Origin of the sequence: Micromonospora sp. NPDC005237 (assembly GCF_040607775.1) — a bacterium.
Taxonomy (GTDB): Bacteria; Actinomycetota; Actinomycetes; order Mycobacteriales; family Micromonosporaceae; genus Micromonospora.
The window spans coordinates 55,287-68,108 of sequence record NZ_JBEXHJ010000010.1; the positions used below are offsets into that span (position 1 = coordinate 55,287).

General features: G+C 74.9%; 16 protein-coding genes. 7 read left to right on the top strand and 9 right to left on the bottom strand.

Going from position 1 to position 12,822, the window contains the following annotated elements; genetic code table 11:
- The first annotated feature begins 163 nt into the window (after positions 1-163).
- The 3 genes from ABZT87_RS26110 (at position 164) to ABZT87_RS26120 (ending at position 2,920) form a co-directional block, all read left to right on the top strand.
- On the top strand, positions 164-1,867 hold the full coding sequence (locus ABZT87_RS26110; RefSeq protein ID WP_354855279.1) for an acyl-CoA dehydrogenase family protein: 1,704 nt from the start codon (positions 164-166) through the stop codon (positions 1,865-1,867).
- 100 nt (positions 1,868-1,967) lie between these two features.
- Positions 1,968-2,444: a hypothetical protein gene (locus ABZT87_RS26115; protein ID WP_355138829.1), complete on the top strand. Its 477-nt coding sequence runs from the start codon at positions 1,968-1,970 to the stop codon at positions 2,442-2,444.
- Positions 2,445-2,548: 104 nt separating this feature from the next.
- Positions 2,549-2,920 carry a VOC family protein gene (locus ABZT87_RS26120; protein ID WP_354855276.1) on the top strand — a complete coding sequence of 124 codons (372 nt, stop codon included), beginning with the start codon at positions 2,549-2,551 and terminating at the stop codon, positions 2,918-2,920.
- 22 nt (positions 2,921-2,942) lie between these two features.
- Here the strand turns inward: ABZT87_RS26120 and ABZT87_RS26125 are convergent, their stop codons facing one another.
- Entirely contained in the window at positions 2,943-3,788 is an 846-nt protein-coding gene (locus tag ABZT87_RS26125; protein ID WP_355138831.1) for an LLM class flavin-dependent oxidoreductase, read from the bottom strand.
- A 29-nt stretch (positions 3,789-3,817) separates the two neighbouring features.
- Entirely contained in the window at positions 3,818-4,816 is a 999-nt protein-coding gene (locus tag ABZT87_RS26130) for a tyrosine-type recombinase/integrase (protein ID WP_354855274.1), read from the bottom strand.
- Positions 4,817-4,911: 95 nt separating this feature from the next.
- Here ABZT87_RS26130 and ABZT87_RS26135 point away from each other — a divergent pair, with 95 nt between their 5' ends.
- A complete protein-coding gene (locus tag ABZT87_RS26135) occupies positions 4,912-6,069 on the top strand; it encodes a WYL domain-containing protein (protein ID WP_355138833.1) in 1,158 nt (385 codons plus the stop codon).
- On the opposite strand, the gene ABZT87_RS26140 is transcribed toward ABZT87_RS26135, so the two are convergent.
- The 3 genes from ABZT87_RS26140 to ABZT87_RS26150 all read right to left on the bottom strand — a co-directional run bounded on the left by ABZT87_RS26140 (position 6,059) and on the right by ABZT87_RS26150 (position 7,621).
- On the bottom strand, positions 6,059-6,484 hold the full coding sequence (locus tag ABZT87_RS26140) for an Hsp20/alpha crystallin family protein (protein WP_354855272.1): 426 nt from the start codon (positions 6,482-6,484) through the stop codon (positions 6,059-6,061). The two genes, ABZT87_RS26135 and ABZT87_RS26140, sit on opposite strands and share 11 nt — an antisense overlap.
- 68 nt (positions 6,485-6,552) lie before the next feature.
- Positions 6,553-7,068, bottom strand: coding sequence for a GNAT family N-acetyltransferase (locus ABZT87_RS26145; RefSeq protein ID WP_355138835.1), 516 nt, complete (start codon positions 7,066-7,068; stop codon positions 6,553-6,555).
- 10 nt (positions 7,069-7,078) lie between these two features.
- Complete coding sequence (locus tag ABZT87_RS26150) at positions 7,079-7,621, bottom strand: DUF2087 domain-containing protein (protein ID WP_354855270.1); 543 nt, start codon at positions 7,619-7,621, stop codon at positions 7,079-7,081.
- A gap of 559 nt (positions 7,622-8,180) precedes the next feature.
- Between ABZT87_RS26150 and ABZT87_RS26155 the strand changes: the two genes are divergently transcribed.
- Entirely contained in the window at positions 8,181-8,957 is a 777-nt protein-coding gene (locus tag ABZT87_RS26155; protein ID WP_355138837.1) for a maleylpyruvate isomerase family mycothiol-dependent enzyme, read from the top strand.
- Between the two features lie 7 nt (positions 8,958-8,964).
- On the opposite strand, the gene ABZT87_RS26160 is transcribed toward ABZT87_RS26155, so the two are convergent.
- Positions 8,965-9,459: a MarR family transcriptional regulator gene (locus tag ABZT87_RS26160; RefSeq protein ID WP_355067577.1), complete on the bottom strand. Its 495-nt coding sequence runs from the start codon at positions 9,457-9,459 to the stop codon at positions 8,965-8,967.
- 69 nt (positions 9,460-9,528) lie between these two features.
- Here ABZT87_RS26160 and ABZT87_RS26165 point away from each other — a divergent pair, with 69 nt between their 5' ends.
- Entirely contained in the window at positions 9,529-10,761 is a 1,233-nt protein-coding gene (locus ABZT87_RS26165) for an MFS transporter (RefSeq protein ID WP_355138839.1), read from the top strand.
- 66 nt (positions 10,762-10,827) lie between these two features.
- On the opposite strand, the gene ABZT87_RS26170 is transcribed toward ABZT87_RS26165, so the two are convergent.
- Together ABZT87_RS26170 and ABZT87_RS26175 are read right to left on the bottom strand one after the other, a co-directional pair.
- The gene (locus ABZT87_RS26170) at positions 10,828-11,019 is read right to left on the bottom strand and encodes a DUF397 domain-containing protein (protein WP_354855266.1); all 192 of its coding nucleotides are present in this window, start codon (positions 11,017-11,019) and stop codon (positions 10,828-10,830) included.
- A complete protein-coding gene (locus ABZT87_RS26175; RefSeq protein WP_355138841.1) occupies positions 11,010-11,780 on the bottom strand; it encodes a Scr1 family TA system antitoxin-like transcriptional regulator in 771 nt (256 codons plus the stop codon). The genes ABZT87_RS26170 and ABZT87_RS26175 overlap by 10 nt, the downstream gene beginning before the upstream one ends.
- Positions 11,781-11,979: 199 nt before the next feature.
- On the opposite strand from ABZT87_RS26175, the gene ABZT87_RS26180 reads away from it, so the two are divergent.
- Positions 11,980-12,243 carry a flavin reductase gene (locus tag ABZT87_RS26180; RefSeq protein WP_355138843.1) on the top strand — a complete coding sequence of 88 codons (264 nt, stop codon included), beginning with the start codon at positions 11,980-11,982 and terminating at the stop codon, positions 12,241-12,243.
- Here the strand turns inward: ABZT87_RS26180 and ABZT87_RS26185 are convergent.
- Entirely contained in the window at positions 12,240-12,809 is a 570-nt protein-coding gene (locus ABZT87_RS26185) for a GNAT family N-acetyltransferase (protein WP_355138845.1), read from the bottom strand. The genes ABZT87_RS26180 and ABZT87_RS26185 overlap by 4 nt on opposite strands.
- Positions 12,810-12,822: the final 13 nt, after the last annotated feature.

Consider the following 12,822-nt stretch of genomic DNA (forward strand, 5'->3'; position numbering starts at 1 on the left):
GTCGGCTCCACGACTGGCCGGCACCCACGACTACCGACCGTAGAGAACGCCATCGCGGTGAGGCAGGACAAGCGGGAAATCGGGTGTGCCCGAGGCCCTGTTCGCGGCGGCGACGCATCGTCTACCGTCGGCGCACACCCCCAGCAGCGCCAGGAGTCGATCGATGAGCCGCTTCGTGCAGCCGGTACCACCCCCCGCCGACCCGTACGCCGGTGACGCCCTGCTGCGGTCCTGGCTGGAGCGTCACCTCGGCCCGGCCGGACACGCGGCCGCCAAGGGTCGCCTCGCCGAGCTGGCCGCCGACGTCACCGGGCCGCTGCGCGCGGCGCACGCCGACGCCGAGGCGCACCCGCCAACGCTGGTCCGCTACGACCCGTGGGGCGCGCGGATCGACCGGATCGACACGTCCGCCGGCTGGCAGGCGCAGCGGGCCGCCGCCGCCCGGCACGCCGTGGTGGCGCTGCCCTACCTGCCCGACGCGCGCGGCACCTGGGGCGCCGCCGCACGGGTCGTGCAACACGCGCTGCTGCACCTGTACGGGCCGGAGTCGGCGACGTTCTCCTGCCCGGTGGCGATGGCCGACGGGGCGGCGGCGCTGCTCAGCCTCCCCGACGTCGACGCGGGTGTCCGTGACGCGTGGCTGCCCCGGCTGATCTCCACCGACCCGGCCACGGCGATCACCAGCGGCCAGTGGATGACCGAGTCGCAGGGCGGCTCCGACCTGGGCCGCTCCGGCACCGTCGGCCGTCCCGCCGCCGACGGTTCGTGGCGGCTGACCGGGGAGAAGTGGTTCTGCTCCGCAGCCGACGCGGCGATGGCGGTGGCGTTGGCCCGCCCCGAGGGCGCCGGGCGGGGCAGCCGGGTGCTCGCCCCGTTCCTCGTACCCCGCTACGCGGTCGACTCGCCGCTGGCCACCGGCGCGGCGCCGGACGCGCCCGCCCCCGGGGTCACCGTGCACCGGCTCAAGGACAAGCTCGGCACCCGGGCGCTGCCGACCGCCGAGATCGGGCTGCGCGACGCGTACGCCCTGCCGTTGGGCGACCCGGCGGTGCCCGGCCTGGTCCGGGCGATGACCCTGGTCGTGGTGACCCGGGTGCACAACGCCGCCGCCGCGGCCGGCGGGATGCGACGCGGGCTCGCGTACGCCCGCGCGTTCGCCGACGCGCGGCACGTCGCGGGCGGCGCGTTGGCGTCCTCGCCGCTGCACCGCGCGACGCTGGGCACCCTCGCGGTCGACGCGGCGGGCGCGTTCGCCCTCGCGGGGCACGCGTTCGCGCTGCTCGGGCGGGTCGAGGTCGGCGCCGACCCGGAGGCCGCCGCCGAGCTGCGCATCGTGGCGCCGCTGGCGAAGCTCGCCACCGGTCGGCTCGCCGTCAGCTCCGCCAGCGAGTACGTGGAGAGCTTCGGCGGCGCCGGCTACGTGGAGGACACCGGTGTTCCCCGGCTGCTGCGCGATGCGCAGGTGCTGCCGATCTGGGAGGGCACCACCAACGTGCTGGCCCTGGACGTGCTGCGCGCGCTGACCCGGGAGGACGCCGGGACGCCGCTGCTGAGCCGGCTGACCGCCGCCGTCGACCTGGCCCGGCCACTGTCGCCCGCGCTGGCCGACACCCTCGCCGCGGCCGCCGGGCAGCTGCGCGACACCATCGCGGCGGTGACGGCCGAGCCGGGCGCGGCGGCGGTGCTCGCGGGCGCCCGTGGCCTGGCGCTGCGCCTGGCGTACGCGCTGACCGCCGCCCTGCTCGTGGAGCACGCCGCGTGGGGTGACGAGCAGGCGGAGCTGGCCGCCCGGCTGTGGGCGCGGCGGTGGCTGCGGCAGGAGGACATCGCCGAGGACGCCCACCACCACCTGGAGCTGCTCTGCTGACCGGTCGACACGAGCGGGGGTGACGGCCGGTGGACGTCCTGACCGGGGCGCTCCCCCGGCCCACCGTCGGGCGTCGGGCGCGCCGTCGCGGCGGTGGCGGGTGGCGCTGCTGCTGGCGGCGTGCGCGCTGCTCGGCGGCGCCGCCGCTCCCGTACGCCTGTCGGCGCGGGTGGGGCCGCCGGTGTCCGGCGACGCGACACTGCTGGGCGCGGGCCCGCTGCTGCTGGTCGTGGACCCGCCGACGCTGAGCGCGTACGACGTGGCGGCGCCGTACCGCGCCCCGCGCTGGCGGGTCGCCGTGCCGCCCGCCGCCGGGTGGTCCGCCGAGGCCGCCGGTGACGTGCTGCTGTTCACCGAGCGCGATCAGGTGCGTCAGGCCGTGGCGACGACCGCCCGGTCGATGCGCACCGGCGCGGCGCTGTGGCGGCGACCCGAGCGGGTGTACGCGGTCGGCGAGGCGGCGGTGGCGGTCAGCGAGGTCCGCAGCGCCGCCGAACCGGGTGCGCGGACCGCTCCCGGCGGGGGTGACCGACTGCCGGCGGTGGCCTGGCCTGCCGCGAGAGCGCCTCGCGGGTGACGGTGTGGCCACTCGGCGCGCCCTGAACCCGGGCGTCGTCGGTGTCGAGAAACGCCCGACGTACCTGACATCGGTTGGCAGGTACACCGGTGCAGACTGCCCGCATGACGACAACCGCCGACCTCGCGATGGTCAACCTGGACAGCTCCGACCCGGCCGCGCACGCCGCCTTCTACCACCGGGCGTTGGGCTGGGAGATCACCCACAGCCAAGCCGAGTACGCGATGATCAGCGGCGGTGGCGCGTCCATCGGCTTCGGCCTGGTCGAGGGCTACCAGCCGCCGTCCTGGCCGGACCCGGCCGGGCAGAAGCGCTACCACCTGGACCTCTACGTCGACGACCTGGCCGTGGCCGAGAAGGAGTTCGTCGCCGCCGGCGCCTCGAAGCCGGAGTTCCAACCCGGCGGCGACCGGTGGGTGGTGCTTCTCGACCCCATCGGGCAGCCGTTCTGCATCTGCCCCCGCCCGCAGGGCTGACCCGCGGGCGCGGGAGGGACGCTCAGCGCAGCGGACCTCGGGCCACCGCGGCGCGCATCGCCGCCGGGTCGCCGACCGGGACGTACTCCAGCCACCAGGTGGCCCCGGCGGCGGCCAGCTCGCGGAGGTAGGCCCGTTCGGCGCGCTCGTCCGGGCGGCGGCGTCGCCCGCCGATCGCCACGTCGAACGGCTGGCCGTCGGCCCGGGTCGGTGGCATGGCCGCTACCAGGTCGCGGACCTCGTTGGGGGTGAAATCGGCCCAGCCGTCGGTGTCGGTGAGCTTGTACGGCACGATGCCGTCGGCGCGGGCCGCGCGGCGTCGCACCGCCCCGGCCTGGGTGCTGCCGCCGACCCAGACCGGCACCCGGGGCGACTGCACGGGCGGTGGCCGCAGCGCCACCCGGTTGGCGCGGTAGTGGGCGCCCCGGTGGTCGACCCGCTCACCACCGAGCAGGCCGGTCAGCAGGTCGAGACCCTCGTCGAGCATCGCGGCGCGCACGGCCACCTCGGTCGGCTCGCCGAACGCGGCCAGGCCACGGTCGCCGGGGTCGCCGACACCGACCGCCACGGTGGCCCGGCCCGCGCTCAGGTGATCGAGGGTCAGCACCTCGCGGGCCAGCTTCGCCGGACGGCGGCGGGGCAGCGCTGTGACCGTGGTGCCCAGCCGCACCCGGTCGGTGCGCCCGGCGATCGCGGTGAGCACCAACCACGGGTCGTAGGTGAACGGGTCGTCGCCGCAGTGGTGGATCAGGTAATCCTCCAGGAACACCCCGTCCCATCCGGCGTTCTCGGCCAGCTCACCCAGCTCGACCAGGGTGGACACCGCGACGGCGCCGCCACCGCAGGGGATCTCCAGACCGTGTCTCATCCGCCGACCGTAGGCCGGGGGTGGGACAGTCAGCCGCGGCGACGGGACCGGGCGGCCCACACCGCGTACGCCGGGTCGCGGTCGAGGTTGTGCCGGTCCCGGTCGTAGCGGCGGGTGGTACGCGGGTCGGCGTGGCCCATGGCGTCCTGCACGTCTTCGAGGGGAACACCCTCGGAGCGGGCGGTGGTGGCGAACGCGTGTCGCAGCGAGTGCGGGGACAGCCGCGCCCAGGCCGGGATGCCCGCGGCGCGGGCGAGTCGGCGGACCATCCGGAACACCGAGTGCCGGTCGAGCCGGGCGCCGCTGGCGGTGACCAGCAGGGGCCCGGTCAGGTGGGTCACCGGCACGCCGGTGGTGGCGGCCCGCTGCGCCAGGTACGCGTCCACCGCGTACGCGGTGCCCGGGGTGAGGGCGCGGCGGCGCTGCTTGCCGCCCTTGCCGACGAAGCGCACGCTGCGGTGCCCGCGTTCGGTGCCGAGATCGGTCAGGTCCAGCGAGACCAGCTCCCCGACCCGCAGGCCCAGGTCGGCCAGCAGCGCGATCGTCGCCCGGTTGCGGGCCGCCGTCGGGCCGGTCTCCGCGTCGGCGGCGGTGAGCAGCGCGTCCACCTCCTCCGGGGTGAGCCCGACGGTGGCGGAGTGGTCCCGGTCGACGCGGGGCCGGTCCGCGCCGGAGACCGGGTTGGCCGGCACGCCCCCGAGCTTGACGAGGAAGTCGTACCAGCTGGACAGCGCCGACAGCCGCCGCGCCACGGTCGCCGGGGTCAACGGTCGGCCGCTGCGGACGACGAGAGTGGACTCCAGCGCGCGGGCGTACTCGTTGACGTGCAGGAAGCTGGCCCGCAGCGGATCCAGGTCGTGCCCGGCGCACCAGCTGAGCCACGCGGTGACGTCGCGCCGGTAGGCGTCGCGGGTGTGCTCGGACAGCCGGCGGTTGCGCAGCCACGCCTCGGTGACGTCGACCGGTCCGCTCGGCAGGGCCGGTCGGGCGGTCGGGCGGGCGAGCACGGGAGCGTCGGAGGACACCATGTGAAAAAGGTTCTCAGCAGCGGATGGGATTACCACGCAGGCGCGCCGACGCCGGCCCGCGCGGCGGCGCGGACGGTGTCGGCTACGGTCGCACGGTGCGTGCCAGCCGGCTGGTCTCCCTGCTGCTGCTCCTGCAGGCCCGGGGGCGGATGACCGCCGCCGAGCTGGCCGACGCCCTGGAGGTGTCGGTTCGCACGGTGTATCGCGACGTGGAGTCGCTGGGGGCCGCCGGTGTGCCGGTGTACGCCGAGCGTGGCCCGGCCGGCGGTTACCGCCTGCTCGACGGCTACCGCACCCGGCTCACCGGCCTGACCGCCGGTGAGGCCGAGGCGTTGTTCCTGGCCGGTGTGCCCGGCCCGGCCGCCGAGCTGGGCCTGGGCTCGGTGCTGGCCACGGCGGAGCTGAAGCTGCGCGCCGCGCTGCCGGCGGACCTCGCCGACCCCGGCGGCCGGATCCGGCAGCGGTTCCACCTGGACGCGCCGAGCTGGTTTCGCGAACCCGAGCCCACACCCCACCTGGCCGCGCTGGCCACAGCGGTGTGGGAGGACCGTCGGGTCCGGGTGCGCTACCGGCGGTGGCAGGCGCCCCGGGAGGTGACCCGGACCCTCGACCCGCTCGGCGTGGTGCTCAAGGCGGGCCGCTGGTACCTGGTCGCCGCCGCGTCCGGGCAGGTGCGCACCTACCGGGTGGGCGCGATCCTGGAGTTGACCGTGCTGGAAGAACCGGCCGAGCGGCCGGACGGGTTCGACCTGGCGGGCTGCTGGCAGGAGCACGCCGAGCGCTACGAGCGGGGCGTCTATCGCGCCGAGGCCCGGGTGCGGATGACCGTGGCGGCGCTGGCGCGCACGACGCACCTGCTCCCACCGGCGATGAGCCGCGCGGCGCAGGAGCACGCCGGTGCGCCGGACGCCGACGGCTGGGTCACCACGACCGTGCCGATCGAGTCGGTCCGACACGGCTGCGTCGAGATGCTCAAGCTCGGCGCACAGGTGGAGGTGCTCGCCCCGCCCGAGCTGCGGGAGCTACTCGCCAGCACCGCCCACGCGCTCGCCGCCCTCTACCCACCGCCCGGCGACGGACCCGCCGGGGAGCGCGACGCGCCCGCCGCAGAGCCGAAGCGCGGCGACGCGCCCGCCGCAGAGCCGAAGCGCGGCGACGCGCCCGCCGGGGAGCGGGAGTCCGGCGACGCGCCGACGGCCGGCACCTCGGGGCGGGTGCCGGCCGTCGAGGGCGTCGTCGCGGTCAGGCGTTGATCTGCCGGCGCGCGTCGCCGTTGGCGCTGATGGTCACCCGGCGGGGCTTGGCCCGCTCGGCGACGGGGATGCGCAGCGTCAGCACCCCGTTCTCGTAACCGGCCTCCAGCCGGTCGGTGTCCAGGGTGTCGCCCAGGAACAGCCGTCGGGTGAAGGTGCCCATCGGGCGTTCGGCGGCGACCAGCTCGACACCGTCGCCGGTGGGCCGGCGGCGCTCGGCGCGGACGGTGAGCACGTTGCGCTCGACGGTGCAGTCGATGGTGTCCGGGTCGACGCCCGGCAGGTCGAACGCCGCGTAGAAGTGGTCCCCGTCGCGGTAGGCGTCCAGGTGCATCATCGCGGGACGGGCTGCCGTACCGAAGAACTGCTCGGCGAGCCGGTCGATCTCGCGGAACGGGTCGGTACGCATCAACATCGCTGTGCCTCCTCGGTTCTCCTGGCCGAAGGTGATGAGTTGAGCCGTGGTGACTCAACTTCCTCTTCTTATTTAGCGCCTTCCGCGACGGACGTCAACTGCTTCTCGAACCAGTGCTCGGCGTACGGGCCGTGCGTGTACGCGGGGATCTCGGCGTAGCCGTGCCGGGCGTACAGGGCGCGGGCCTCGACCAGGTCGGATCGGGTGTCGAGCCGGATCCGGTCCGCCCCGACCGCCCGCGCCCGCTGCTCGACGGCGGCCAGCAGCGCCGCGCCCCCGCCGGCGCCCCGGTGCGCGGGCCGGACGTACACGCGGGTCAGCTCGGCACAGTCCGGGCGCCACCGCAGCCCGGCGCAACCGGCCAGGTCCGTGCCGCGGTGGGCGAGCAGGAGCAGACCACCGGGGTACGCCAGGTCGTCGCTGGGCATCTCGGCCAGCGCCGCGTCGACCTCGCCGGGTCGGGCCGGGCGGCGGTGGTAGCGCACCACCATCTCGGTCATGTACTCGCGCAGCAGGACTGTTGCGTCCGGATGGTCGGGACGGACGGTGGAGGTCACCCAGGATGGTCGAACGGTCGCGGTCACCCGTCGATCGTCACTGCCCGGTCAACGGATTTTCGGCCTCCGTCAGCTGGTAGACGCCCTGCTCACGGGTGAGCAACCGCTCGTCCACCAGGTAGCGGCGCAGGGTGGCGTGGTCCGACGCGCCGGCGGCGCACCACGGTTTGAGCGCGTCGTCGACGGCCCGCTCCGGATAGCGCGTGCCCGGCTCGAACGACTGCCGGGCGACGTGTGCCAGCAGCACCCGTCGCCGCCCGAGCTGCGCCGGCATGCCCGTCAGGACGCCGCCGCGCAGGAACGTGCGCAGCACCGGATCGTCGGCCGGCGCGGCGTCGTCGGCCGGGCGGCTGTCGCGCGCCGCCGCCCGCAGCGACGCCTCGTCGACCGCGAGCGCGCCGTCAGCGCCGGTGACCAGACCCGCGTCGGCGAGCCGCCGGAGCCCGGTGAGCACGACCCGCGCCGCCAAGCCGGAGCGCTGCACGACCTCGGCCACGCTTGTCGATCCCAACGCGACCGCCGCGAAGACCCGTCGCCGTCCGTCGTCGGCCAGGGCCCCGGCCAGAGCGTGCGCAGTCATGCCGGTCACCCTCCCATCGGCGTACGAGCGCCGCCAGGCGATTTTCCGAGTACGCGCCCACGCCAGCTGTCGCCGGCCTGCTGGTCCGCACCTCGAGGTTGAGGAAGATCGGTTCAGCGGTCAGCTGTGGGATTGATCCTGGCGACGGGTTCACCGCGGCGAAGTGAACCGCGCAGGCGCCGCGCGGGGTGCGTGGCAGCGGTGGGGGCGAGAAGACGACTGAAGCGTCGAATTCGACGGCAGGAGTATCCGTGCGGGCGAAGGCTGGCACACGGATACGGCGGGAACCATTCATGGTTTCGGCGATTCCAAGCTCTCGGCAGGAGGCACTGGGGGCCTCCCGGATCCAGTGGCGGGTAGCCGGCGTCTCGGCGCGGAGGGGCAGACGGGGAGGTGACTCGAACCCGTCCTCATCGCGCACGTGCGCCGCTGGTCACTGATCCATGCCCGTCAGCATGGTCAACCCGTGGCTGCCGGGCAACGGATTTCCGGGTGGCCTCGCCGTCGGGGGCGCGGAAAACCGCTGTCGGTTGTCGAGGGGCGGTGGTACAAAGCCGCGGTGAAAGAGACCTTGGAGTTCGCCGACCTGTTGCGGCTGATGGACGAGCGGTCCACCGCCTTCCGGGCGGCGGTCGCCGCGGCGCCCAGCCTCGACGTACGGGTGCCGACCTGTCCCGAGTGGACGCTGTTCGACCTGGTGCAGCACCTGGGCGAGGGACGCTTCAGGTGGGCGGCGATCGTGGCCGCGGGGCCCGCCGACGCCCCGCCGGCCATCTCCACCCCGGCGCCGCCCCGCGAGCGCGAGGCCCTGCTGGCCTGGTTCGCCGCGTCGACGGCAGAGCTGCTGGCCGCGTTGCGGGAAGCCGGCCCGGATCGTGGTTGCTGGACGTGGTGGGGTTCATCGCAGGCGCCGCAGACCGCCGGTGCCGTTGCCCGGCACCAGCTTCAGCAGGTCGCCGTGCACACCTATGACGCCCAGGTCGCCGTGGGCGCCTCGCAGCCGCTACCGGACGAGGTGGCCCTCGACGGTGTCGACGAGTTCCTGACCACCTGCGTCGCGACGACAGCCACCTGGCCGCACGAGCCCGCAATCGTCGACTACCACGCCACCGAGGGCCGTTCCTGGCGGATCTGGTTCTCCGCCGACGGGGCACGGACCGCCCGGCTCGTCGCGCCGGTCGCCGACGCGGGCCCGGGGACGGCCTATGTCTCGGCCCGGGGTACGGCCAGTGAGCTGGTCATGTTCTGCTACGGCCGCATTCAGATGGACTCGCTGCAGGTCGAGGGCGACCGGCGCGTCTTCGACCAGCTGATCGCCTGGGAGCCAGAGGAGTAGGACGCGGCTACGGTTGCTCGGCGACGCGCAGCACCCGGCGCAGCAGGTCGGAGAGCAGCCGCCGTTCGGCCGGGGTCAGCGCGTCGAGCAGCCGGTGCTCCTCGGCGCCCTGGACCTCCATCGCTGCGCGCCACGCGGCCTCGCCCGCGTCGGTGAGCTCCACGTCCACCCGACGGCGGTCCACGGTGGACGGAATCCGGCGCACGAAGCCCCGTCGGAGCAGGGTGTCGACGCGCGCGGTGATCGAGGCGGGTGCCACGGACAGGTCCGCGGCGAGGTCCGAGGGAGCCGCCCGGCCGCGCCGGCCGGCCAGGGCGTGCAGGGTGTCGTACTCGTGCGCGGGCAGGTCGAAGTCGGCCAGGGCCCGTTCCTTGACCGCCCGCAGGTGCCGGGTCAGGCGGATCATCCGCACCACCGTGCCCTCGACGTCCGCGTCGAGGTCGGGCACCACGGGCAGCCACCGCTCGACGTGCCGGTCGACGGCGTCCGGAGTGTCGGTCACGATCGCCAGCTTAGCTCACCAGCGAAATATTCATTGCCGAAAGGTTCGGTGTCGAAGTAGGTTGCGGCTATGGCTCACCCCCTGCGCACCCGCTCCTTCCGGCTGCTGTTCCTCGGCCGTACCGTCTCGGCCGTCGGGGACGCGGTGGTGCCCGCCGCGCTCGCGCTGGCCGTGCTGCGGGCCACCGGCTCCACCGGGGCGTTGGCCGTCGTCCTCGCCGCGGCGATGGTGCCCCGGCTGCTCCTGCTGCCCCTCGGCGGCGTCGTCGCCGACCGGTTCGCCGCCCGACGCGTCGCCCTGCTGACCGACCTGGTCCGCTGCGCGACCCAACTCGCGATCGGCGTCGAACTGCTCGGCGGCGAGGTGTCGCTGACCACCGTCGTGGTGGCCTCCGCGCTCGGCGGCACCGCGTCGGCGTTCGCCATCCCGACCGCGTCTCCCCTGGTCGCCGGCACCGTCGCGCCCGCCGACCGGCAACGGGCCAACGCCCTGATGGGAGTCACCGCCAACGCCAGCCGGCTGCTCGGCCCGGCGTTGGCCGGCGCGCTGATCTGGGCCGCCGGGCCCGGCTGGGCGTTCGTGATCGACAGCGCGTCGTTCGCGCTCAGCGCCACCCTGCTCGCGCTGGTCCGGGTCCGACACGTGCCGGTGCCCCGCCGCTCGGTCCTCGCCGACCTGCGGCACGGCTTCGGCGAGGTGCGCGCCCGCGACTGGTTCTGGACCAGCCTGCTCGGGCACGGCGCGTGGAACGGCGCCGCCGCCGTGCTGATGACCCTCGGCCCGGCCGTCGCCATCAACCGCCTCGGCGGGGAGGCGACGTGGGTGCTGCTGTTGCAGGCCGGCGCGGTCGGCATGCTCACCGGCTCGCTGCTGGCCGGGCGGGTACGGCTCCGCCGGCCGGTGCTGCTGGCCAACCTCGGGCTCGCCAGCTACGCCGCGCCGCTGTTCCTGCTCGCCGTCGCCGCGCCCGCCCCGGCCGTGATCGTGACGTACGCCGTGGCGCTGACCGCCCTCGGCTACCTCAACCCGGTCTGGGAGACCGTCGTGCAGCACCACTTCCCACCGGAGGTCCTGGCCCGGGTCACCTCGTACGACTGGCTGGTGTCGCTGGCCGCGATGCCGCTTGGCTACGCGCTGGCGCCGCTGGCCGCCGACGCCTTCGGCGCGCCCGTACCCCTGGCGGTCGCCGGCCTGCTGGTCCTCGCCTCCTGCGCCGGCACCGCGCTCGTGCCCGGCGTACGCCGGCTCACCTGGCCGGCGGCCCCACAACCGCAACCGGCCGAACCGGCCGGCGTGCGCTGATCAGATCGGGCCGGCCGTGCGCGGGGCTCCCGGCGCCGCCGGGAGCCCCGCGTGCGATGTGGACGGTCAGCGGGCGTCGCGTGCCATGGCGACGAAGCTGCGCCACGACTGCGGGCTGAACGTGAGCGTCGCGCCGTCGCGATCCTTCGTGTCGCGGACGAGGACCACGCCCGGGAGGTTGTCGGCGACCTCGACGCAGTCACCGCCGTTGCCGCCGCTCTTCGTGCTCTTGCGCCACCGCGCGTCGGTCAGGTCCATGATGCCGCCGCTTCTCTGAGAAGGTCCAGGGAACGCCCCCGGGGCAGCGCCTCGCCGCGAATGCGCTCCCACCGCCGCTCCAGGCTAACAAGCTCCGATGTCTGGTCGAGGATCTGCGCCTGCGCGGCGCTGTCGACGTGCGCGACCCGCGAGCCGTCCGGCAGGTCGGCAATGGTGAACGGCCCGTCGAGCCCGGGGTAGCTGGGCGCGTCCGCCGGGACGATCTGGAGCTGGACGGTGTCCGTCTCGACGTACCCGAGCAGGTGCGTGAGCTGCGCCGCCATCAACGCGCGGTCGTCGCCGACGCGCCGGCGCAGCACCCCCTCGTCGAGCAGGGCGATGAGCAGCGGACCGTCGCTCTCCCGGTCGAGAATCGACTGCCGGCTGATCCGCGCCCCGGCGAACTCGTCGACCGCGTCCGGCGTCAGGACCCCGCCGGCCAGGGTCGCCCGCGCGTACGCCTCGGTCTGGAGTAGACCCGGCACCCATGCCAGCTGGAACGACCGCAGCGTCAGCGCCTCGCGTTCGAGGTCGACCCAGGGTCGGAACCACACCGGTTCGCGGCGCCGGAGGGCGTCCGGCCACAGTGCCTCGGCGTCGCGGGCCAGCAGCTCCGCGACGGTCGCGCGGTGTCGACTCTGGGGAACGTGGCCCGGGTTCGCCCACCGGGCGACGGTCTTCGGATGCACACCGATCCGATCGGCGAGGCTCTCGGCGGTGTGACCCGCTTCGGCGAGCGCTGCGACAAACGCGTGGTTCATGCCGTCCCTTCCTTGGGAGCAAATGGGCTGCGCCAAGGAGATTACGTAACGCTGTGTGGTTGTCCAGAGACTCCCGGCAAAGTGGGGTATCGACGGCGCGGCCGGCAGGGACCCGAACCCGGCGGACGCGTTCGTGGCGGGGCCGCTTCCGCGACCAGAAGCGGCCCCGCTTCCAGCAGCCGACCCAGGAGGAGGACCCGTGCCACACACCGAAGGAAAGGCCAGGAAGTCGACGCACTCGCCGTTGCGCCCGTCGTGGCGCTGCCCGGTCTGCGGGATCCTCTGGCCGTGCTCGACCGCGAAGCTGCGCCTGCTCGGCGAGTACCGCGAGGATCGGCCCGGCCTGTTGACGCACCTGGCGACCATCCAGAAGGAGGCCGAAGCCGACCTCACCGCGCTCAACCCCGGCGTGGCGCTGCCCGACCTGACCCCGCGTTTCGTCGGCTGGGCGCAAGCCCGCTAAGCCAGGCGGGCGTGCAGGTGCATGTCGTGCCAGCCGTCGGCGTGGCGCACCGACTCGCGCGTCACCCCCTCCAGGGCGAAGCCGCCCCGCGTGGCCACCCGGCACGACGCCGCGTTGGCGGTGGAGTGCTCCAGGGCCAGCCGGTGCAGCCCCGCCGCGAAGCTCCACCGGGTCAGTGCGAGCAGCGCCTCGGTGGCGACGCCCGCGCCACGCGCGGCGGGCAGCACCCAGTACGACACGTCCGCCGACGCCTCGGCGAGTGACACCTGCCGCAACCCCACCTGACCGACCGGCCGGTCGTCGTCCTCGACGATCGCCCAGCTCACGGCGGTCTCGGCGCTCCAGCGGGCCGACCACTGCGCCGTCCACGCCCGCGCCTCGTCGTCGCTGTCCAGCCTGCGAACGTGCCAGCGCTGGATCGCCGGGCAGTCGAACGCCGCCCGCACGAGCGGGGCGTCGTCGTCGCGCCACGGCCGCAGCGTCAGCCCGGGGCGTACCGGGAGGTGGGGTTGTTCCTGGGCGGCGAGGCTTCCGGCGGGCAGCGCGGGCGCGACGAGCAGCGGCATCGGTCCATTATCG

What these genes read in the sequence shown, in the direction of transcription:
- ABZT87_RS26140 (WP_354855272.1), bottom strand. Translation starts at nt 6,484, where the DNA reads ATGTTGATGCGTACCGACCCGTTCCGCGAGATCGACCGGCTCGCCGAG.
- ABZT87_RS26175 (WP_355138841.1), bottom strand. Translation starts at nt 11,780, where the DNA reads ATGAACCACGCGTTTGTCGCAGCGCTCGCCGAAGCGGGTCACACCGCC.
- ABZT87_RS26150 (WP_354855270.1), bottom strand. Translation starts at nt 7,621, where the DNA reads ATGACTGCGCACGCTCTGGCCGGGGCCCTGGCCGACGACGGACGGCGA.
- ABZT87_RS26130 (WP_354855274.1), bottom strand. Translation starts at nt 4,816, where the DNA reads ATGGTGTCCTCCGACGCTCCCGTGCTCGCCCGCCCGACCGCCCGACCG.
- ABZT87_RS26170 (WP_354855266.1), bottom strand. Translation starts at nt 11,019, where the DNA reads ATGGACCTGACCGACGCGCGGTGGCGCAAGAGCACGAAGAGCGGCGGC.
- ABZT87_RS26125 (WP_355138831.1), bottom strand. Translation starts at nt 3,788, where the DNA reads ATGAGACACGGTCTGGAGATCCCCTGCGGTGGCGGCGCCGTCGCGGTG.
- ABZT87_RS26165 (WP_355138839.1), top strand. Translation starts at nt 9,529, where the DNA reads ATGGCTCACCCCCTGCGCACCCGCTCCTTCCGGCTGCTGTTCCTCGGC.
- ABZT87_RS26110 (WP_354855279.1), top strand. Translation starts at nt 164, where the DNA reads ATGAGCCGCTTCGTGCAGCCGGTACCACCCCCCGCCGACCCGTACGCC.
- ABZT87_RS26185 (WP_355138845.1), bottom strand. Translation starts at nt 12,809, where the DNA reads ATGCCGCTGCTCGTCGCGCCCGCGCTGCCCGCCGGAAGCCTCGCCGCC.
- ABZT87_RS26120 (WP_354855276.1), top strand. Translation starts at nt 2,549, where the DNA reads ATGACGACAACCGCCGACCTCGCGATGGTCAACCTGGACAGCTCCGAC.